Here is a 20,539-nt window from a genome sequence, read left to right as displayed (position 1 = left end):
TCGACATTGATGTTGACTGACAATCCGCTATCGCTGGCAAGCCAGCTCCCACAATGGTTTTTGGTGTATCAGATATTCGCGCGCAGTACTGTGGTTGGCAGCGGCTCACCGCGTTCGGCACTCGCCGCCACCGCTGCAATCAATCCCTCCAGCTCATAGCCCTGCGCCTTCAGCCAGTCCTGATCGTAATAGGTATCGGCATAGCGCTCGCCGCCATCGCACAGAATCGCCACGATCGACCCCGACTCCCCCGCCGCTTTCATCTGCTGCGCCGCCATCAGCGCGCCGATCAGGTTGGTGCCGCTCGACCCGCCGACATGCCGTCCCAGACGCTGCGCCAGATAATGCATGGCCGCCAGCGACAAGGCGTCCGGCACCTTGACCATCGCATCGATCACCTGCGGCAGGAACGACGCCTCAACCCGGGGCCGACCGATGCCTTCGATCCGCGAACCGCAGTCCAGGCGCAGGCTCGCGTCGCCCGTCTGGTAGTAATCGAAGAACACCGAACGCTCGGCATCGGCGCACAACACCCGGGTGCAATGCTGGCGATAACGCACGTAGCGGCCGAGAGTCGCGGTGGTGCCGCCGGTGCCGGGGCTGGAAATCAGCCAGCTCGGTTCCGGATGTTTCTCGAAACGCATCTGCTGGAAGATCGACTCGGCGATGTTGTTGTTCGCCCGCCAGTCGGTGGCCCGCTCGGCGTAGGTGAACTGGTCGATGAAGTGGCCGCCATGCTCGCGAGCCAGACGTTCGGACTCGGCGTAAATCTGCGTCGGATCCTGAACCAGATGGCTCTGGCCACCGTAGAAGGCAATCTGCGCAATCTTTTCTTTCGAAGTGGTCGCCGGCATCACCGCAATGAACGGCAAGCCAAGCATGCGCGCGAAATACGCTTCGGAAATCGCCGTCGAACCGCTGGACGCCTCGATCACCGGCGCGCCGGGCTTGAGCCAGCCGTTACACAACGCATACAGAAACAGCGAGCGCGCCAGGCGATGCTTGAGGCTGCCGGTGGGATGGCTCGACTCGTCTTTGAAGTACAACTCGATGCCTGCGAAGCCCGGCAGCGGCAAAGGGATCAGGTGGGTGTCGGCGCTGCGCTGGAAGTCCGCTTCGATGATGCGGATCGCTTCACGGGCCCACTGTCGGGTGTCGCTCATGGTCATGTTCTCGTTGATTCAGGCAGGAATTGCCTCGTCACAGGCTCAGCTATCAAGCATAGGAAAAAACCTGCAGGCCTCACAGATACAGCTGAGGCTCAATTCATCCACCAACTGCCAGGTTCTGTGCAAATGGGTATCAGGCTTTTGCAGTAACGACGCAGAACCTTTCCTCCCGTTCTCTGCGCTGAAGCGGCCTGCTCGAATCCCTGCCTGACAAATAGCGAACAATCCGCACTTAATCAAAGATCCGTCCTACAGCCAGCATTTGTCCGCTTCGTTAACGTCGCACAGCCCTTTCGAAGTGTTGTCGATGGATGAACGAAAGGACGCTAAGTGGCTCGCAACAAGGACATTCCCCGGGTTCCCAACCCACCGGCGGGCGACGGACATCACGTCACCTGGCGTTACATGACAGCCACCGAATTGGCCGAGCGCGAAGCCCGGCAAAACGCTTACGACGCCATGCTGGCGCGGCAGGAGGCCTTCGAGCGCAGCCACGAGGTAGCGGCCCAAAAGCCGGATCCGGTGCGTGCCGGATGCGTGTTCGCCAAGTCCTGCAAATTGCCGGACGCGATCATCGACTACGCGAATCCTTCGGGGATGGTGCCGACCGACAGCCTCAAGGATTACGGCGAGCTGATCCTGCTGGGTGCACGCGAAAGCGATGAGAACGGCGGCATTGCCCTGAAGAAAATCGGCGCCGCAGCCATTCCCGCCGGGCTCGGCAATTTCGCCCTGGCCGGCGCCGCCTTTGAGGCGCTACCCGCCATCGCCGCCGGAACGGCCACCGCCACCCTGGCAGGACTGGTGGCGCTGCTCATGCCTTCCAGCCTCGGCGACAGCGCACTCTATAGCGACGAGCAACTGCGCAGCCTCAAACAGGCCCGTACCCGCGTGCGCCTGCGCGTCGAACAACAGGCCGACGGCAGCCTCAGGGGCTACGGCTTCTATACCGGCAGGAATCGCGATTGGGAAATGGTCGATGTCGTGCAGTTCAGCACGCGTGGTAGTCAATTCATTGCGAACCTTGGTGAAGGCGTCGAATTGATCTGGACACCGGCGGTGGATGGTTCTGACATTCTCGGCATCCCGGCACTGGAGGCCGCCCCGCAAGCACCGCACATCTGGGTTTATCCGCCGACGAAAGCGGCGGACGGGATTCTGGTGAATCCGGTTTATCCGCCGGAGTATCGGGATTTCATTCTGGTGTTTCCGGCGGATTCGGGGGTTAAGCCGGTTTACATTGTTTTGAATGTACGTCGCCACGGTACAGCCGAGGCCGGCCATATCTACCACCCTGCCCCCGAAACAAGCGAAATCACTGCATTTCCAGGTTTAAGAAGAGCAAAAAAGAAAACGCCGTACGCGGGTGGTCTTCGAGATCGCTGGACAGATGCGAAGGGCAGGACAATATATGAATGGGACTTTCTTCACGGTGAACTTGAAACATACCGGGCAAGTGACGGTACGCACTTGGGATCGTTCGACCATAGAACCGGTAAGCAATTAGATCCACCGAAAAAGAAGAAACGCAGTATCAAAAAATATCTATGAGGGTTCTATGGGACTTAGAGTCAGGCTTGAATGGTATGACAAGAAATCCGAACTATATGAAGGAGAGGAGCTATCGAAAGACTTCGGTGACGATGGATCCGTCATCGAATCACTTGGCATGCCGATCGAGAACAATGTGAACAATGGAGGGTTCGATATGCTTTCGCATTGGGCGGATACTCTTCAACCACATTTCAACCAAGTTATTGATTTAACTCGTTTCGACTATCAGATAGCGTTCGTCTACCGCGACAAGTGGTGAGTACCACAACAAAAAACCCCGACCAGTCACCTGATCGGGGTTTTTCTTTACCGCTCGTTGCCGCTTAGTGCGAAACGCGGCTGGTGCCACCGACGGTGGAGATGCGTACGCGCTCACCGACACGGAACACTTCGTTTTCCTGAACCTGTTGCACGTAGGCGCGCATGCTGCCGTCGTCTTCGCGCACGGTGATTTCCACGCCCTGGGTGCGGGTCAGGCCTTCTTCGGTGGCCGAACCGATCAGGCCGCCGGCCACGGCGCCGATGACCGCCGCAACGATGCTGCCCTTGCCGCCACCGATGGCGCTGCCACCGACACCGCCGACCACTGCGCCTGCAGCGCCGCCGATCGGGGTCTTGGTGCCTTCGATTTTCACCGGACGCAGGGATTCGATGGTGCCCATGCGAATCGTCTGCACACGACGCGCTTCGTCACGGGAGTAGGAGTCACCGGTCAGGCTCGACTGGCAGCCGGTCAGCAACATCGCCATCGTGGAAAAAGAAGCAACCAGCAGAACAGACTTACGCATAGCATCAACTCCAAAAGAACAGGTGTTCATTAAACCCCGCTGCTTGACGCCTGTCACGACGCAGCCCGGATAAACTTGATTTTATTCAGGCCCGGTACAGGCACCTGCAGACCCACCCAACAGTAGCGCCAAATCGCCCAATCCGCCCTGCCAACCCAAGGATTTTCATGGATTACCTGATCATTTTCGTCACCACCGTCGCCGGTCTGTACTTCCATGGGTGGCTGTACGTGCGGATCAAACGCTGGATGGATCGTGATCTGGCCCTGTCGTTGGCGGGCAAGGATGAAGACAAACGCGCCTTCATGCTGCAACGACTGGCCGATGCCCGCGTGCAGAAGATCAAGCGTCGGGACCTGCCGAAGTGGCTTGAGGCCGCTGCGGCAAGCTATCCCGCTCGGTAGACTGCTTAAGGCGCCAGACGTTCAAGAATCCAGTCGGCACCCTGCTGACGGTAGTTCAGGCGATCGTGCAGACGACTTGGACGGCCCTGCCAGAACTCGATGCGCTCAGGCAGCAGGCGATAACCGCCCCAGTGTTCCGGACAGTGCGGTTGCGTATCGCTGAAACGCTGCTCGGTAGCCTTGAGCAGCTCTTCCAGTTCGCCGCGCCCGTTGATCACCCGGCTCTGCGGTGAAGCCCAGGCCCCGAGCCGACTGCCCAGCGGACGCACCTGATAATAAGCATCGGACTCAGCAGGCGTGACTTTCACCACACGCCCTTCGATGCGCACCTGGCGCTCCAGGGTCGGCCAGAAAAACGTCATGGCAGCCAACGGGTTGGCCGCCAGATGCTGGCCCTTGGCGCTGTCGTAATTGGTGAAAAAGGTGAAGCCCTGCTCGTCCAGGCCCTTGAGCAGCAGAATGCGGCAGTGCGGGCGACCGTCCGCATCGACCGTGGCCAGGGTCATGGCGTTGGCCTCCACCGGCGCCTGTTCGGTTTTCACCGCATCGGCAAACCACTGGTGGAACAACGCAAAGGGTTCAGCCGGAGCTTGCGCCTCGGTCAGACCATCCCGGGTGTAATCACGACGCATATCTGCCAGAGCCTGGGTCATGGCGCATTCCTTTTCGTTAGCGGATCACTGCTTGGAAGTATCGCTGGCGGCAACTTTCTTGTCAGTCGTCGCAGCTTTGGCCGGAGCGGTTTTCTTGGCTGGGGTTTTCGCCGGAGCCTTGCTCGCCGCCTTCTTCGCTGGTGCCTTGGCAGCGGCTTTCTTCGCCGGAGCCTTTTTGGTTGCAGGTACGGCGGCCTTCGAAGCGGCCGGCGCCGGGGTAACCGGTTTGGCTGCAGGCTTGACGTCCTGTGCGGCAAGCATCGTGGTCGGTGCGGGCGCCGGCATGTTGTACTTGCTCAGCAGGGCCACCATGGTGTTCTGCGGGGTCACCAGCAGTTCGACGCGACGGTTCAGGGCACGGCCTTCGGCGCTGTCGTTGGCCGCACGCGGGGCATCGCCACCCATGCCGCGCAGCATCAGGCGATCACGCTGCAAGCCGCTCAGGCGGAAAATCGCCGCCACGGACTGAGCGCGTTCCTGGCTAAGCTTGACGTTGGCCGGCGCGGCGCCGGTGTTGTCGCTGTGACCGAGCACCAGGACAGCGGTTTTCGGGTCAGCTTCGAGGATTTTCGCGACATTGGTGAACGGGCTGAGGGTCACCGGCAACAGCATCGCTGGACGTTTCGGGTTGAACGAGCCTTCAACCGGCGCGATCACCACCAGCACGTTGTCACGGCGCTCGAGTTGCAGATTGCTGTCCTTGATCGCTGCACGCAGGCGTGGCTCGTAGTCATCCAGCCAGGCCTGAGTGACTTTCGGGTCAGGCATCGGCACCACTTTGGCCGTGGACTGATCCTTGCCGCCGAACGGCCACCACCACTTTGTGCCGGTGTCAGCATCGGCCTTGGCCACTACCGCCGGTTTTGCTTCTGGTTTGACTTCGGGTTTCACGTCGGCCTTGGCCGCCGCGTCATCGGAGCTGCCGAACGGCCAGTACCAGTGGCTGCTGCTTTCAGCCTTGGCCACAGGTGCGGTCGCGGCAGGTTTGAGCGGGGCTGGGGCTGCGACAGAAGCCGGGGCTGGGGCCGGCTCTTTGGCCGCCACTTTGTCGGAAGAGCCGAACGGCCACCAGCTGCCGCCGTCCGCATCGTTTTTAGGAGTCTGTGCGCAACCGGTGATCGCAACACACAGGGCCAGGGCGAGAGTTTTTTTGGATGACATTGAAAATCCACAAAGTGAAGTAATGAAAGATCAGAGCTCTTTTGCCCGGATAAACAGACGCTTTGAATCAAAAAACCGGATCTGGTTCCAACCCTGGAACCTCATGTAACGCTTTACAGACAAGTGGCAAGTACCCGCGCCAGTTGCTGCGCGCGCGGATCCATCAAGACGTACGGCCCAAGGGTATTTGTCACAAAACCGAATGCGACATCGTGCTCGGGATCAGCAAAACCCACCGAACCGCCCGCCCCCGGATGACCAAACGCCCGCGGGCCGAGGCCATAGGTGGCGTTCGCCATGTCCGGCTGATCGAGCATGCAGCCCAGGCCGAAACGGGTACGGGTCAGCAGGGTCTTGTCTTCGCCGTAACTGTGTTCGCGGGTCAGTTCTTCGAGCATTTCGCTTTCGAGCAGGCTGCCATCGAGCAAGCCAGCGTAGAAACCGGCCAGGCTGCGCGCGTTGCCATGACCATTGGCGGCAGGCTGCTGCATGCGCCGCCATTCCGGTTTGTTGGTGCTGGTGAGCACCGACGGCGGATTGGTGAAGGCACGGGTGGTCATGGCGGTCGGTTCGCGCATGGTCACCTGCAGCAGACGCTGGGCCGCGGCATCGCCGACGTTGCCCTTGCCGCGAGCAATATGTGCCACGCGGTGGAATTCTTCGTCCGCCAGACCGACGTGGAAATCCAGCCCTAACGGTCTGGCGACGCGGGCTACGATGGACTCGCCCGGCCCACGACCGTCTGCACGACGCAGCAACTCGCCGACCAGCCAGCCATAAGTGATGGCGGCATAGCCGTGACCGGTGCCCGGCGTCCACCACGGCGCTTCGGCTGCGAGGGCGTCGACCATGGTCTGCCATTCGTAGAGGGCGGCGGGCGCCAGCAACTCGCGCAGCGCTGGCAGACCGGCCTGATGGCAGAGCAATTGGCGCAGGGTGACGGTTTCTTTGCCAGCGGCAGCGAATTCCGGCCAGTAGCGGGCAACCGGTGCATCCAGTTGCAGTTTGCCTTCGGCCACCAGTTGCAGCGCGGTGACCGCAGTGAACGTCTTGGTGCAGGAAAACAGGTTGGCGATGGTGTCGCTGTACCAGGCCTCGGCGCCGTCCTTATCGGCGGTACCGGACCAGAGGTCGAGGACGGTTTCGCCGCCGACCTTGATGCACAGGGCTGCGCCGCGCTCCTGGGGATCGTCGAACAGTGCCGCGAAAGCCTCGCGCACCGCTTCGAATTGAAGCTCGTAATGACCCTGAATCTGCACCCGCAACTCCCCCGCGAAAACGCTCTACAAAGTGGCCCGCATTGTTCCAGCCCTTGAAGGATTTGGGAACAGCTGCGGGCCGGGTGGTCATTTCAAAGCAAAATCAAAAGATCGCAGCCTGCGGCAGCTCCTACAAAATTCCATTCCCTGTAGGAGCTGCCGAAGGCTGCGATCTTCAAGGCATCAAACCTCAGTGACCATTCCCCGAATGCCCACCCGCATGCCCGGCCCCCGGGCCCTTGCCGGCTTCACCCTTGCGCCCTCCTTCAGCTTCATGACCAGCAGCGGCGGCCGCCTTCTCGGCCTCTTTGCCGAGCTGATCAACCGCTTGCAGATTGCTCTTGCGCACCGCTTCGACGAAACCCTGATACGGCAGATCGGTAATCCCCACCAGACCAAAGTGCCCGTTCTCGCCATCAAGCAGACGCCCGGTTACCGGTTGGTCCAGATACTGGAACCAGTGCACGCCAACAATCGACGGTTCGCTTAACGCCTGTTTGAGGAAGTTGGCATACGCCGGGCCGCGATCTTCTTCCTTCGCCAGTTGCGTCACGCCACCCCAGAACGGGCCGCGATCACTGGAGCCGAAGTTGAACTCGGTAATCAGCACCGGTTTGTCGAGGGCACGCAGAGCGGCGAAGTCATAGCCGTCCTGCGGTTTCAGCGTATACAGGTTGAAACTCAGCACGTCGCAATACTGTGCACAGGACGCCACGGCTTCCGGGGTGCTGGTGGCGAAACGGCCGCCGAGCAGCAACTGATTCGGCGCGTGCCATTTCAGCGAATCGGAGATGGTTTTGAAGTAGGTGTCGGCGAACACCTTCTGGAAGTATTTGAAGTCGTTTTCGATTTCCGGGTGCTCCGGATTCGGCATCGGTGGCACGAAACCCGGGTCTTCCATCAACTCCCACGCCGGCAGATCAATGCCCCAGGCTTTCGACAGGCCCGCCTGGTTGCGGTACTTGTCGCGCAGCTGCTTGAGAAACGCGCGTTTGGCCGGCACGTCGGTGGTCATTTTCAACGTGCCATAGGCCAAGGCATAGCGCGACTGCGGATCATCGCCCGGACCGGCCCAGGCCAGTTCGTTGTCGGCGTAGTAGCCGATCAGCCACGGATCATCACGATGATCGCGGGCGGCGATGGCCACGGCGCGCTCGGTGGCCATGGCGAAACGCGGGTCGAACGGATCAGGCATGCCGCCCCACCAGTCGCTGCCGGTGCTGATGCTGGTGTAGTCGCCGACGATCGACAGCGGCAAGGTGTATGGCACCCGCTCGGCGTCGGCGAGCGCGTCGGCACTCCAGTTGCCGACCGTGTTGAAGCCCCAGGCCTGCAGGCGGTCGAGGGTGTGGGTGGCCCACTTCTGCTGATCGACCGTGGCCTTGCACGGCGCGGCTGGCGGTTCGGCATGCGCCTGTGCTGCGCAAGGTTCGCCGTACAGGCGTTGCAGGTTGGCGCCGTAAAAATCGTACCAGCGCCCGTTGCCATAGCCTCGGCCCTGATCGGCACCGTTGCCGCCACGGTTATCGCCTTCGCCGAAATGACTGGCGAGCGGCTCATCGGCCTTGGGCAGGGATTCGAACATCCACTCACGCCCGGCCACGTAGGTCTGGTTGACCTGCGGGCTGACGGTGTTGACCCCCAGCGAATAGAACGGATGTCCTTCCGGCGTGACGAGATACCAGCGACCATCACGCTTTTCAGTGCGGAAAAAGCCGCTGGCCTTGAACGCCGGCCCTTTATTCCAGCCACCGAACTTGTCCAGCGAAGATTTTTCGCGCTCGGCCAGCCAGGTTTTCAGCTGTTGCTGTTCCTTGGCGGCCACAGATTTCAGTTGTTCGTCGTTGCTGATTTTTTCCGGCCATTTGCTGCGGGCCGACTGCCCGTAGGCGTCCACCAGATTGCCGTAGACGGCCCGGGTCACGGCATCGCCGTCCTGCACACCGAAACGTTCGAGCAGCAGGCTTTGCGCGGCTTTCGGCTGATCCATCCACAGGCTGACCGACACCACCTGGCTGCGATCCAGTTCGCCGCTGCTGCTGGCCAGCAAAATGCGCTGGCCATCGACGGTCATCGGCATCGGCGGCCCGGCCTTCATGCCCTGGCTCAGCGGCGAAGTTGCCACCAGCGGCACCAGCAGGGTTTGCGCAGGGCCGGCCGGCAGGTCAACGCGGCTGGTCAGGGTCTGACCGTTGTTGCTCTGGATTTGCACGTAGACCGTCACGGCCCAGTTCATTGCGCTCTGCAGACGCAGGCTCATCATGCCCGACTGCGACCAGTCCCAGGCGCCGGTTTGTGGGGTCAGGCGCAGGGTCGGGCGGGCTACCGGGTTGAACGTCACCCGGCGCAGCACTTCACCTTCCGGGGTTTGCTCGGCGTTGGCTTGTGGCAGGTCAGTGTTTTCGGTGACGACTTTCACCACATCGGCAGGACGGACGAAGTTGAACAGGGTCTGCTGACCGGCAGGCGCCGCCAGTAACGGAGCGGCAAAGATCAAGGCAAAAACGGCAGGCAACGAGCGGCGAATCATAAGAACGGAGTTCTCCCTAACGACCAAAAGGCCAATGGAAAAGCATGGCAGAGAGATAGACAGCGCGGCGGGCAAAACTGCCCACCGTTGTCTCAGGATATTTCACGACGGAATGGCGGTAACGCATTGAGGATCGCCTTGCCATAGCGCTGGGTGACCAGGCGCCGATCGAGCAAGGTGATGGTGCCGCGGTCTTCTTCGGTGCGCAGCAGGCGGCCGCAGGCCTGAACCAGTTTCAAGGAGGCGTCGGGCACCGAGATTTCCATGAACGGATTGCCGCCCCGGGCCTCGATCCACTCCGACAGCGCCGCCTCGACCGGATCGTCCGGCACCGAGAACGGGATCTTGGCGATCACCACGTGTTCGCAATAGGCGCCCGGCAAGTCCACCCCTTCGGCGAAACTGGCGAGGCCGAACAGCACGCTGGAATCGCCGCCATCGACCCGCGCCTTGTGCTTGTTCAGGGTTTCCTGTTTCGACAGGTTGCCTTGAATGAACACTTGTTTGCGCCAGTCGCGGTCGAGGCCGTCGAACACGTCCTGCATCTGTTTGCGCGAAGAGAACAGCACCAGACTGCCGCGCGAGCCTTCCACCAGGTCCGGCAGATCGCGGATGATCGCCGCCGTGTGGGCCGCTGCATCACGCGGATCAGCCTTGAGGTCCGGCACGCGCAACACGCCGGCGTCGGCATGATGAAACGGGCTCGGCACCACAGCGGTGACGGCTTTCTTCGGCAGCCCGGCGCGCATGCGAAAGCGGTCAAAGGTGCCCAGCGCGGTCAGCGTTGCCGACGTTACGAGGCAGCCGTAGGCGACGTTCCACAGGCTGCGGCGCAAGGTTTCTGCGGCGAGAATCGGGCTGGCATTGACCTCGATGTCGAACAGCGAGCCGCTTTCGGCCAGCGTCAGCCAGCGGGCCATCGGCGGGCTGTCTTCCGGGTCTTCGGCGGTGAACGCGGTCCACAGTTCCCAGTTGCCCGAGGCACGGGACAACAGGCTGCCGAACAGCGGATACCACTCTTCGGCCTGATTGCTGGCGATGCCGATATTGACCTCGCCGTCCATGCCTTCCTTGAGCAGGTCGGTCAGACGGGTGAACAGGTCATTGAGACGTGAATAGCCTTTCTTCAGCTCGATGCCCATCTCGCGCATGTGCTCGGGAATTACCCCGCCGACGAAACGATGGCGTGGCCGCTCGCGGCCTTCAACGTCTTCGCCGGGTTTGAAATCGGCAATCTGCTCGCACGCGGTGAACATGAACTGCTGCTGGGTCTTGATTTCCCGCGCCAGCTCCGGCACCTGCTCGATCAGCTTGCCGAGGTCGCCCGGCAACGGATGCTGGGCCAACAGTTTGGTGAGGTTCTTGGCCGTGGTTTCCAGCCAGTCGGCGGTGGAACGCAGGCGCGTGTAATGAGCGAAGTGGCCGATGGCCTTGTCCGGCAGGTGATGGCCTTCGTCGAACACATAAATGGTGTCACGCGGATCCGGCAGCACCGCACCGCCACCGAGGGCCAGGTCAGCCAGCACCATGTCGTGGTTGGTGACGATCACATCGACCTTGCCCATGCCTTCACGCGCCTTGTAAAAGGCGCACTGGCCAAAATTCGGGCAATGGCGATTGGTGCACTGGCTGTGATCGGTGGTCAGCCGCGCCCAGTCGGCATCTTCGAGAGCGTTGGGCCAGCTGTCACGGTCGCCGTCCCATTTATTGCCGGCGAGTTTCTCGATCATGCTGGTGAACAGCTTCTGACTGGCCTCATCGACCTCGATCTTGAAGCCTTCTTCTTCGAACAGCTGCGCGGTGGCGGTTTGCGCGTGGCCTTCCTGCAACAACATGTCGAGCTTGGACAGGCACATGTAGCGGCCACGGCCCTTGGCCAGCGCAAAGCTGAAGTTCAGCCCGCTGTTGCGCATCAGGTCGGGCAAGTCCTTGTAGACGATCTGCTCTTGCAGGGCCACGGTCGCGGTGGCGATCACCAAACGCTTGCCGGCCAGCTTCGCCGTGGGGATTGCCGCCAGGCTGTAGGCCACGGTCTTGCCGGTACCGGTGCCGGCTTCCACCGCGACAATCGCGGGGTCGCCACTGCGCCGGCCTTCGTCGTCGGTGTCGATATCCCCGAGGACTTTGGCGACTTCGGCGATCATCAGGCGCTGGCCGTAACGCGGTTTGAGGCTCTTGGCTTCAAGAAAACGCGAATAGGCGCCCTGGATCGTGGTTTTGAGTTCAGTGCTGATCATTGAATGTCGGGCGTAAAAACGCTGGATAAATTTTCAGTAGTTCGGATCGGCCGCTATCATACCCCGCTAATCAGTCCCGCGCAGAACGGAGTACCCCAATGACACCTTTTAGCCTCGTTTATCCGCTGCATGTCCTGTCCGCCCTGGTCTGGGTCGGCGGCATGTTTTTCGCCTGGATGGTCCTGCGCCCGGCGGCGGTGAAGGCGCTCGACGGCCCTGCCCGCCTGACTTTGTGGGTAGAAGTGTTTCAAGGTTTTTTCCGCTGGGTCTGGGTCGCGGTGATCCTCTTGCCGATCAGCGGCGTGGGCATGTTGCACTTGCAGCAGGTCGGCTTCGAGACCGCGCCGAAATACGTGCAGGTGATGATCGGACTGTATGTGGTGATGACGGCGCTGTTTATCCGGATTCAGGGTTTGATGCTGCCAGAGTTGCGCAAAGCCGTTGAAGCCAAGGAATGGCCGGTGGGTGCGGCAGTGCTGGGGCGGATTCGCCGGGTGGTGGGGATCAATTTGATTGTGGGGTTGGTGCTGGTGGCGATTGCAGCGGCAAGGCCGATGTTCTGACGACCTGCACTTTTTGTGGTGAGGGGATTTATCCCCTCACCACAATCAAGAAGTGCTGTGTTTAGAGGCGCTGCACAGTCACCGCCCCCGCCGCACCCGTCGGTCCAGGCTGACCATCCGCTCCGGGCTTGCCGTTTTTGCCGCCATCGGCGCGGTACACCAGGCAGCCCTTGGACTGGCCGCCCTTGCCCGCCTTGCCGCCAACACCCGCCGGGCCACCGGCGCCGCCCGCGACATTGACTTTGATCAGCTCAGCCGGAAACTCGCGCGGCACTTCCAGGCGCACCAGCGCTCCCGGCGCTCCCGGCTGGCCATCGCTACCGTTGCTGCCATCAAAACCGTGACCGGCCGCGCCCCAAGTGCAGCCCGGATCTTCACCGTTGCCGCCATCGAGGCCAACAAAACCCGGCGCGCCGGTACCGCCGCGAGCATCCACAAACAGTTTTGGCGCGCTCAAGGCCTTGAACTGCAAATTCAGATTGCGTCCGGCACGGGCGGCTTTCTCATACGTGCCCGGCGCACCGCGCGCGGTGATCAGGCTGCCTTCGGACAGTTCGGCACGGATGACTTTCATGTCCAGCGCCTGTTCGCTCGGGACGATCGCGATGCGTGCTTCGTGACCCAGACGCAATTCGCCGACGGTCAGCTCGGTCACGTTGGCAGGAATCAGCAAGGTGCCGTAGTCCGCGACGTCCAGCCGCTCCAGCTGCAGGGTGCTGGCCGTGTTGGGCAAACGCATCAGGGAATTGGTTTCGACACTGACCACCTGGGCGCAGGCCAGGGGACTGATGAATGCGGCGAGCAGGCAAAGTTTACGCATGGGAAGAAGCCTCCGGAGCGGCCGGGGCCGGGATGGTTTGCAGGTGAAAAACGCCGAACAGCAGGATGCGCAGACGATCGCGCCACGGGTTGGCACGCCCCTTGAGGCGAGAGAACAGCAACTCCAGCCCATGCAGCGCCAGCAACAAGGCGCCGGCCAGATTGACCAGCAGATGCAGCGGATGCACAAACGGCAGCAGCAGATTGACCACCACCACGCACCAGAACAGCAGGGTCAGCAAACGCCCCAGCCCCCAGAAAACCTTCATACGCTCCCCCGTCTCGGAATTATTCTTTGGGCGCACAGTAACGGCTTACGCGGGGGATAAGCCAGAGGGGCAAAAGAAAAAACTTTTGTCAGTCGTCGGATCGCTGCCGGTTCGACGATGATCGTCGCCCGGCAGCTCTAGCCTGCGGACTACAGACAAGTCCTAGCGATTGATATGCAACTCTACCCGACGGTTTTTCGCCCGCCCTTCGTCCGTCGCGTTATCGGCCACCGGCTCGCTCTCGCCGCGCCCTTCACTGGTCAGTTTGGCCGGTTCCAGGCCCTGGCTCAGCAGATACGCCGCCACACTGCTGGCACGCCGCTCCGACAACGCCTGGTTATAGGCCTCCGAACCCTTGCTGTCGGTATGGCCGATGACTTTGATGCTGACCACGTCAGCATTGCGCAACTTGTCCATCAGCGTATCGAGCTGGGCTTTCGCGGCCGGGGTCAGGTCCGACTTGTCGAAATCGAACAACACATTGCCGGCATCGCTGAGGGTGATGACTTCCGATTGCGGTGCAGGCTCTGGCGCTTTTTCCGTGACCGGGTATTGCGGCAGCGGACAACCACGATGATCGACCGGGGTATTGGCCGGAGTGTCCGGACAACGGTCGCGGCGATCGAACACGCCATCGCCATCTTCATCGCCATCCTGGGCATAACAGATCAGCCCGCCGGTAAGGATCCCCAGCGCGGCACCGCCACCGGCCCAGCCGCCACTTTCAATGGCGCCAAGGCCGCCACCGACCAGCCCGCCGATCAGGCTGCAAATCGGCCACGTACGTTGATTGAGGGGGGCGTCGCCGTCGCTGTGAGTGGCGCAACCGGTGAGCAAGCTGCCCAGCAGCAGCACCGGCAAGACGGACCTTGAGAAAACAGTCATTGTGAAAGCTCCTGTGTCACCGGCCCATACCGGTTACACAGGAGTAAAGACGCGCATCCGCGACTGCACAAGCCGCGGATGCGTGAGGGGCTAGCGGACGATTTTGATTTCGGTACGACGGTTCTGTGCGCGACCGTCAGCGGTTTTGTTATCCGCCACTGGCTGGCTTTCACCCATGCCCGACACCGAAACGAAGCTGGCACGCGGCACACCTTGCTGGATCAGGTATTCCACCACCGAGTGCGCACGACGATCCGACAGTTTCTTGTTGTAGGCATCGCTGCCCACGCTGTCGGTGTGACCGGTCACGGTCAGTTGCGCCGTGGACGACTCTTGTTTCAGGCGCGTGGCAACTTTGTCCAGCACCTGTTTATCAGAGCCGGTCAGGGTGGCTTTGTCGAACTGGAAGTGCACATCGCGGATGACGATGGTTTCTTCCTTGACCACAACCGCCTCTTCTACCACAGGCGCCGGGGCTGGTGGAGGGCAGCCGTCAGCATCGACCTGCACGCCTTTAGGCGTGTGCGGGCACTTGTCGCGGCTGTCAGGCACACCGTCGCCGTCTTCGTCGCCATCACCGTGCACCCAGCAATAGGCCGCTGCCGTACCGCCGACCAACAGTGCGCCGTAGCCGGCCCACGCCGAACTTTCCGTCGCACCGAGACCGGCCCCGACCACACCGCCGACCGCCGCACAGGTCGGCCAATCGGTTTTCTGCAAACCTGCGCAACCAGTCAACACACTGGTTAGCAGAATCAAAGGTAATGCTGTCCGAACTATGCTCATCTGGTTTTCTCCTGAGGGATCGGCTTAGAACCGATTCACGGAGTAAAGACCGGAGTTTTAATCTCCGCCAGCAATAGGCCACTGGCATTTGGGACCGCGTTCACAGGGATTCGGCACTTTTGCCACGCGCGACAAATCGGGGTCTAGGCCGGATCCGTCTGGCGCGCTAGTCTTGGCGATCTGATTGAGGAGCTTCGATGAACGTCGCCATTTCTTCGCGCACGCCGCAACAGGCGCTGGCTGCTTTACTGGATCGCTATGCCCCGGCGCGTTTGCTGCTGATCGGCGCCAGCGAATTTCCGGCGCTCGCCGCTTTTAAACAGGCGCACCCGGATTGCTGCGTGGCCCACGCCGAACCCGGTGCGTTGCCCGCCGAACTCGCGGCGCGGCGCTTCGACCTGGCGCTGGTGGTCGATTGCCTGGAGCACTTGCCCAAGCGTGACGGCCTGAACCTGCTGGGCGGGATTCGCAACCTCAACGCCAGTCGCATCGCCGTGCTGGCGGATCTGCTGGCCAGCGGCTGGCAGGAAACCGATTTCTACTCGCTGGCACTGCAAGCCAGTGAGCGCTTCCAGCGTGACGAGCAGGTACTGACCCTGTTCACTTACGATCTGCTTGACTACAAGCAAGTCCCCGACTGGCTCAACTCGCGGTTCTGGGCCAATCCGGAAAACTTCGGCAAATACTGGTGGTAATGCAATGAGTACAGCCATTTGCCCATGCGGCAGCGGCAACCTGCTGCAGGCCTGCTGCGGTCCCTACCACGAAGGCCACCCGGCGCCGTGCGCCGAAGCGTTGATGCGGTCGCGCTACAGCGCCTACGTTTTGGGGCTGATCGATTATCTGGTGGCCACTACCCTGCCCGCCCAACAGGCCGGTCTGGATCGCCAGTCGATCAGTGCCTGGAGCGCGCAAAGCACCTGGCTCGGCCTTGAGGTCGAAAGCTCGGAAGTGTTCGGCGGCCAGCCCGAGCACGCCTTCGTCACCTTCACCGCGCGCTGGCACGACAGCCAGGGCGAACACAGCCACCGCGAGCGCTCTTCATTCGTGCAGAACGCCGGGCGCTGGTACTTCATCGACCCGACCGTGCAGTTGAAGCTGGGGCGCAATGACGCGTGTCCATGTGCCAGCGGGCAGAAGTTCAAGAAGTGCTGTGCGGGGTATTTCGGCGCATAAAGGGAAGTGCCGACTAGACTGGGGCACAAAGGGAGTTTTTTCGATGCTCGGTCACTGTCGCACACTGCATGGCTTGTTATTGATGCTGATCCTGAACCTCGGCGGTTGCGCCTCATGGTTCAGCGACGACAGCGTCGACCCCGCCGTGCACCTGGTAAAAGTCGAGGTGGTGCGGGCCAAATTGCTCGAACAGAAATTCATCCTGCATTTTCGCATCGACAACCCCAACGACAGCGACCTGACCGTGCGCGGCATGGAATATCGCATTCATCTGGCAGACCTGTTGTTGGCCGAAGGCGAGCATGAACACTGGATCACCGTGGGACCGAAAAGCAGCGCGTTCTATCGGATACCGATCCGCACCAACCTGTGGCCGCGGGTCAAGGACGTGGTGAAAATGCTGAAAAGTCCGCACCAGCAGGTGCCCTATCGATTGCAAGGCGAGATGGAAACCGGTTTATTCATCGCCCACTACGTGCACCTGGAGCGCAATGGCGTGATAATCCCCGCCGATTTAATTCCGGAGCACAACCGATGACTCAGCAACCTCATGTCCATGGCCCTGACTGCAACCACGATCATGACCATCATCACGATCACGACCATGGCCATGTCCACGGCCCGAACTGCGGCCACGCTCACCAGGAACCGGTGCGCAACGCCCTGAAAGACGTCGGTCGCAACGACCCTTGCCCTTGCGGCAACGGCAAGAAATTCAAGAAGTGCCACGGCGCTTGATGTTTCGGGTGAAGATACTCTTCGCCTGACACATTGCCTTCGCGAGCAAGCTCGCTCCCACAGTTGACCGCGTTCCCGCTGGCTGAACGCAGTCGACTGTGGGAGCTGGCTTGCCAGCGATGAGGCCGGCGCATCCAGCATCGATGTAGCCTGACGCTCCGCTATCGCTGGCAAGCCAGCTCCCACAGGTTTCTCAGGCAACTGCCAGAACCTGCGCAGCACTGACCACCGTCGCATACTCCCCGTGCAAATTCCCCAGCGACATCCCGTGCACCTCTTCGGCTGAACGCGGTGTGCCGAAATAATCGGCCTTGTCGAAGGTAAAACACGCGTCCTCCGCCACCCAGGCGTCAAATCCCAGATTGCCCGCCGTTCGCGCTGTGGATTCCACCGAGTTGTGGGTCGCCACACCGACAATGATCAATTGCCCGATCCCCGCCTCACGCAACCGTGCCTCCAGCCCCATGGCGCAAAACGCGTCCGGCACCTGTTTCTGGATCAGCCATTCGCCGTCCTGCGGCATGAATCGCTGCTGAATCTCCACCCCTGACTGCCCGGGCCAGAACACCGAATCCGCTTCACGCGACAGATGCTGCACATGAATCACCGGCCGCCCGCTGCTGCGCCACGCCCTCAGCAAATCAAGCATGCGTTCTTCGGCCTGTGGATTATTCCGTCGGCCCAGGCGCGGCTGCAGAATGCCTTGTTGCTGGTCGATGATGATCAGTGCAGCGTTGGCCTTGAGCTCCATGGCGTTTTTTTCTCATGCGGGTCAGTGAATTTCCCGCACTTCAGCATCACCTCCAGGTATCAGGCAAGTGCATAAGACCAACCCTCCAAGATCAAAAGATCGCAGCCTGCGGCAGCTCCTACAGGGGGTACTCAATCCAATGCAGGAGCTGCCGAAGGCTGCGATCTTCTCCATTCGACAGAATTACACAAATAACCCCCGCGCCCGCTTGCGCGGCCACCGCCTGCTCACTAACGTAGCGGCTTTATTGCGCCCCCAGCCTCTACCCCCGCAGGAGCTTTGCCATGGCCTCGCCAGCCCTTACACATTTTCTTCCCCGGTTCGGCGTTGCCGCAGCAGTGACCGGTGTCTTGAGCCTGTCCGGTTGCCAGACCTGGAACGCTCAGGACACCCTCCCGCCCACCTCCGGCGTGCAAGCGCTCAAGGGGCTGGCGCAGAACGTTTCGGTGCGTCGCAATGCGATGGGCATGCCGTTGATCGAAAGCAACAGCTTCCACGACGCACTGTTCACCCTCGGGTACGTGCATGCCAGCGACCGCATCAACCAGATGGTGACCCTGCGCCTGCTGGCCCAGGGCCGTCTGGCGGAAATGTCCGGCGCCTCAATGCTCGACGCTGACCGCTACATGCGCGCGGTCAACCTGAAGAAAAGCGCCGACGAGCTGTACAAGGCCTCGTCGCCACGCCTCAAGCGTTTCTTTGAAGTCTATGCGCGAGGCGTCAACGCCTACCTGTTCCGCTACGCCGACAAACTGCCGGGCGACCTCGCGTCCAGCGGCTACAAGCCGGAATACTGGAAACCGGAAGACTCGGCGCTGCTGTTCGCGCTGCTGAACTTCAGCCAGTCAGCCAACCTGCCGGAGGAAATTTCCTCGCTGGTGCTGGCGCAGACCGTGACCAGCGACAAACTCGCCTGGCTGACCCCGTCCGCTCCGGACGAAAACCTGCCGCTGGACGAGGCTGACAAGCTGCAAGGCCTCAAGCTCAACGGACAGATTCCTGGCCTCACCGAACTGAGCAACGCCAGCCAACAACTGGCGGCGGTGAATCTGCTGGGCGCCAGCACCTCGAACAACTGGGCGATCGCCCCGCAACGCAGCCGCAGCGGCAAGAGCATTCTTGCCAGCGACAGTCATGGGCCCTTGGCCGCGCCGTCGCTGTGGACCTTCGTGCAGATCCGCGCACCGAAATACCAGGCCGCCGGTGTCACGGTTGCCGGTTTGCCGATGGTCCTCGGCGGTTTCAATGGCAAAGTGGCGTGGAGCGTCACCAGCGTGCTCGGCGACAACCAGGACCTGTTCCTGGAAAAAATCCGCCGTCAGGGCAGCAGCCTGACCTACGAGGTCAACGGCAAATGGCAGCCGCTGGGCGTGCGCAACGAAACCTATTTCGTCAAAGGCCAGCGGCCGATTCGCGAAGTGGTATACGAAACCCGTCACGGTGCATTGCTCAACAGTGCCCAGGCTGCGGCACAGGGCAACGGTTTCGGCCTGGCCCTGCAAACCCCGAACTTCACCGACGACAAATCGCTGGACGCTTTTTTCGACCTGACCCGCGCGCAAAACGTTGAACGCGCTTCGGACGCCAGTCGCGAAATCCGCGCCATCGCCCTGAACATGGTGTTCGCCGACGCCAGCAATATTGGCTGGCAAGTCACCGGGCGTTTCCCCAACCGTCGCGAAGGCGAAGGCCTGCTGCCATCGCCGGGCTGGGAAGGTCGCTACGACTGGGACGGTTACGCCGACCCGATGCTCCACCCCTACGATCAGGACCCGCCCCAGGGCTGGCTCGGCACGGCCAACCAGCGGGTGATTCCTCACGGCTACGGCATGCAGCTGTCCAACTCGTGGGCGGCGCCGGAGCGCGGTGAACGTCTGGCGGAACTGGCCGGCAGCGGCAAACAGGACGGTCGCAGCGTGATCGCCATGCAGTACGACCAGACCACCACCTTCGCCGCCAAGCTGAAGAAAATGTTCGAAGCGCCGGGCATGAAGCAGCCGCTGAAGCAGGCGATCGACGCTCTGCCGGAAGCCGATCGCAGCAAGGCGCGCGAGGCCTTCAGCCGCTTGATGGCGTTCGACGGCAAACTCAGCTCGACCTCGGCGGATGCGGCGATTTATGAGCTGTTCCTGCAAGCAAGCATGAAGCAGATCTTCCTCGATGAGCTCGGCCCCGAGTCGAGCCCGGCGTGGAAAGCCTTTGTTGCCAATGGCGACTTGTCCTACGCGGCGCAGGCCGATCACCTGCTCGGGCGCGAGGACAGCCCGTTCTGGGATGACTTGCGTACCCCGCAGAAAGAAGACAAAGCCGTGATTCTGGCGCGCAGTCTGGCCGCCGCGATCAACGCTGGCGACAGTCAGTTGGGTGGCGATCACAAGGCCTGGCAGTGGGGCAAACTGCACAGCTACACATGGAAAAACGCCAACGGCCAGACCGTTCGCGGCCCACTGGCAGCCGGCGGCGATCACACCACGCTCAATACCTCGGCATTTGCCTGGGGTCAGGACTTCAACACCACGCGGGCGCCGTCGATGCGTTTCATTGTCGACTTCAGCCAGACCGAACCCTTGATGGGGCAGAACGGTACCGGCCAGTCCGGCAACCCGGCCAGCCCGAATTACCTCAATGGCGTTGATGCGTGGCTCAAGGGTCAGTACATCGGTCTGCCGATGCAGCCGCAGAACTTTGACCGGGTGTATGGCAAGACGCGTTTGACCCTCACCCCGGGCAAATAAACGCTAGAGCAAGATCAAAAGATCGCAGCCTTCGGCAGCTCCTACATGGGAATGGTGAACAT

The 20,539-nt window shown here is 61.4% G+C and carries 21 protein-coding genes; 9 read left to right on the top strand and 12 right to left on the bottom strand.

The window, feature by feature from the left end; all coding sequences use genetic code 11:
* Positions 1 to 68: 68 nt before the first annotated feature.
* The gene (locus ACTJKS_RS03205; protein ID WP_108181891.1) at positions 69 to 1,163 is read right to left on the bottom strand and encodes a PLP-dependent cysteine synthase family protein; all 1,095 of its coding nucleotides are present in this window, start codon (positions 1,161 to 1,163) and stop codon (positions 69 to 71) included.
* 336 nt (positions 1,164 to 1,499) lie between these two features.
* Here ACTJKS_RS03205 and ACTJKS_RS03200 point away from each other — a divergent pair, with 336 nt between their 5' ends.
* A complete protein-coding gene (locus ACTJKS_RS03200; protein WP_108181890.1) occupies positions 1,500 to 2,720 on the top strand; it encodes an S-type pyocin domain-containing protein in 1,221 nt (406 codons plus the stop codon).
* A gap of 7 nt (positions 2,721 to 2,727) precedes the next feature.
* Positions 2,728 to 2,982, top strand: a complete 255-nt coding sequence (locus tag ACTJKS_RS03195) for a colicin E3-like toxin immunity protein (protein WP_108181889.1) — start codon at positions 2,728 to 2,730, stop codon at positions 2,980 to 2,982.
* 64 nt (positions 2,983 to 3,046) lie between these two features.
* Here ACTJKS_RS03195 and ACTJKS_RS03190 read toward each other — a convergent pair whose 3' ends face one another.
* A complete protein-coding gene (locus ACTJKS_RS03190; protein ID WP_007969461.1) occupies positions 3,047 to 3,511 on the bottom strand; it encodes a glycine zipper 2TM domain-containing protein in 465 nt (154 codons plus the stop codon).
* A gap of 167 nt (positions 3,512 to 3,678) precedes the next feature.
* Here ACTJKS_RS03190 and ACTJKS_RS03185 point away from each other — a divergent pair, with 167 nt between their 5' ends.
* Positions 3,679 to 3,915, top strand: a complete 237-nt coding sequence (locus ACTJKS_RS03185) for a hypothetical protein (protein ID WP_047292092.1) — start codon at positions 3,679 to 3,681, stop codon at positions 3,913 to 3,915.
* Positions 3,916 to 3,920: 5 nt separating this feature from the next.
* Here ACTJKS_RS03185 and pdxH read toward each other — a convergent pair whose 3' ends face one another.
* The 5 genes from pdxH to dinG all read right to left on the bottom strand — a co-directional run bounded on the left by pdxH (position 3,921) and on the right by dinG (position 11,755).
* Positions 3,921 to 4,568, bottom strand: a complete 648-nt coding sequence (gene pdxH / locus ACTJKS_RS03180; protein WP_041070601.1) for a pyridoxamine 5'-phosphate oxidase — start codon at positions 4,566 to 4,568, stop codon at positions 3,921 to 3,923.
* A 24-nt stretch (positions 4,569 to 4,592) separates the two neighbouring features.
* Complete coding sequence (locus ACTJKS_RS03175; RefSeq protein ID WP_108181888.1) at positions 4,593 to 5,729, bottom strand: OmpA family protein; 1,137 nt, start codon at positions 5,727 to 5,729, stop codon at positions 4,593 to 4,595.
* A 113-nt stretch (positions 5,730 to 5,842) separates the two neighbouring features.
* Positions 5,843 to 6,988 carry a serine hydrolase domain-containing protein gene (locus ACTJKS_RS03170; RefSeq protein WP_108181887.1) on the bottom strand — a complete coding sequence of 382 codons (1,146 nt, stop codon included), beginning with the start codon at positions 6,986 to 6,988 and terminating at the stop codon, positions 5,843 to 5,845.
* 190 nt (positions 6,989 to 7,178) lie between these two features.
* Positions 7,179 to 9,518 carry a beta-galactosidase gene (locus ACTJKS_RS03165; protein ID WP_108181886.1) on the bottom strand — a complete coding sequence of 780 codons (2,340 nt, stop codon included), beginning with the start codon at positions 9,516 to 9,518 and terminating at the stop codon, positions 7,179 to 7,181.
* Positions 9,519 to 9,610: 92 nt separating this feature from the next.
* A complete protein-coding gene (gene dinG, locus ACTJKS_RS03160) occupies positions 9,611 to 11,755 on the bottom strand; it encodes an ATP-dependent DNA helicase DinG (RefSeq protein WP_041070609.1) in 2,145 nt (714 codons plus the stop codon).
* A 98-nt stretch (positions 11,756 to 11,853) separates the two neighbouring features.
* Between dinG and ACTJKS_RS03155 the strand changes: the two genes are divergently transcribed.
* Positions 11,854 to 12,318, top strand: coding sequence for a CopD family protein (locus tag ACTJKS_RS03155; RefSeq protein ID WP_041070611.1), 465 nt, complete (start codon positions 11,854 to 11,856; stop codon positions 12,316 to 12,318).
* Between the two features lie 61 nt (positions 12,319 to 12,379).
* Here the strand turns inward: ACTJKS_RS03155 and ACTJKS_RS03150 are convergent, their stop codons facing one another.
* From ACTJKS_RS03150 to ACTJKS_RS03135, 4 genes are all read right to left on the bottom strand, one after another.
* Positions 12,380 to 13,138 carry a hypothetical protein gene (locus ACTJKS_RS03150; RefSeq protein ID WP_108181885.1) on the bottom strand — a complete coding sequence of 253 codons (759 nt, stop codon included), beginning with the start codon at positions 13,136 to 13,138 and terminating at the stop codon, positions 12,380 to 12,382.
* Positions 13,131 to 13,406 carry a DUF1145 domain-containing protein gene (locus ACTJKS_RS03145; protein ID WP_047292079.1) on the bottom strand — a complete coding sequence of 92 codons (276 nt, stop codon included), beginning with the start codon at positions 13,404 to 13,406 and terminating at the stop codon, positions 13,131 to 13,133. The genes ACTJKS_RS03150 and ACTJKS_RS03145 overlap by 8 nt, the downstream gene beginning before the upstream one ends.
* 162 nt (positions 13,407 to 13,568) lie before the next feature.
* Positions 13,569 to 14,291 carry an OmpA family protein gene (locus tag ACTJKS_RS03140; protein WP_108181884.1) on the bottom strand — a complete coding sequence of 241 codons (723 nt, stop codon included), beginning with the start codon at positions 14,289 to 14,291 and terminating at the stop codon, positions 13,569 to 13,571.
* A gap of 90 nt (positions 14,292 to 14,381) precedes the next feature.
* Entirely contained in the window at positions 14,382 to 15,077 is a 696-nt protein-coding gene (locus ACTJKS_RS03135) for an OmpA family protein (RefSeq protein WP_041070618.1), read from the bottom strand.
* 197 nt (positions 15,078 to 15,274) lie between these two features.
* On the opposite strand from ACTJKS_RS03135, the gene ACTJKS_RS03130 reads away from it, so the two are divergent.
* From ACTJKS_RS03130 to ACTJKS_RS03115, 4 genes are read left to right on the top strand one after another with little or no spacing between them, the layout of a single operon-like run.
* A complete protein-coding gene (locus tag ACTJKS_RS03130) occupies positions 15,275 to 15,772 on the top strand; it encodes a DUF6231 family protein (protein ID WP_108181883.1) in 498 nt (165 codons plus the stop codon).
* Between the two features lie 4 nt (positions 15,773 to 15,776).
* Positions 15,777 to 16,253 carry a YchJ family protein gene (locus tag ACTJKS_RS03125; RefSeq protein ID WP_108181882.1) on the top strand — a complete coding sequence of 159 codons (477 nt, stop codon included), beginning with the start codon at positions 15,777 to 15,779 and terminating at the stop codon, positions 16,251 to 16,253.
* Between the two features lie 43 nt (positions 16,254 to 16,296).
* Positions 16,297 to 16,791, top strand: a complete 495-nt coding sequence (locus ACTJKS_RS03120; protein WP_108181881.1) for an LEA type 2 family protein — start codon at positions 16,297 to 16,299, stop codon at positions 16,789 to 16,791.
* The gene (locus tag ACTJKS_RS03115; protein ID WP_003198420.1) at positions 16,788 to 16,991 is read left to right on the top strand and encodes an SEC-C metal-binding domain-containing protein; all 204 of its coding nucleotides are present in this window, start codon (positions 16,788 to 16,790) and stop codon (positions 16,989 to 16,991) included. Before ACTJKS_RS03120 ends, ACTJKS_RS03115 begins: the two co-directional genes overlap by 4 nt.
* Positions 16,992 to 17,184: 193 nt before the next feature.
* Here the strand turns inward: ACTJKS_RS03115 and ACTJKS_RS03110 are convergent, their stop codons facing one another.
* Positions 17,185 to 17,742, bottom strand: a complete 558-nt coding sequence (locus ACTJKS_RS03110; RefSeq protein ID WP_108181880.1) for a cysteine hydrolase family protein — start codon at positions 17,740 to 17,742, stop codon at positions 17,185 to 17,187.
* 284 nt (positions 17,743 to 18,026) lie between these two features.
* Here ACTJKS_RS03110 and ACTJKS_RS03105 point away from each other — a divergent pair, with 284 nt between their 5' ends.
* Positions 18,027 to 20,477, top strand: coding sequence for a penicillin acylase family protein (locus ACTJKS_RS03105; protein WP_108181879.1), 2,451 nt, complete (start codon positions 18,027 to 18,029; stop codon positions 20,475 to 20,477).
* Positions 20,478 to 20,539 lie beyond the last annotated feature (62 nt).

Origin of the sequence: Pseudomonas sp. 22189, assembly GCF_052045635.1 — a bacterium.
In the GTDB taxonomy this organism is placed as follows: Bacteria; Pseudomonadota; Gammaproteobacteria; order Pseudomonadales; family Pseudomonadaceae; genus Aquipseudomonas; species Aquipseudomonas parakoreensis.
The sequence above is the reverse complement of the archived record's forward strand: the minus strand, read 5'-3'. Positions and strand labels throughout refer to the sequence as shown.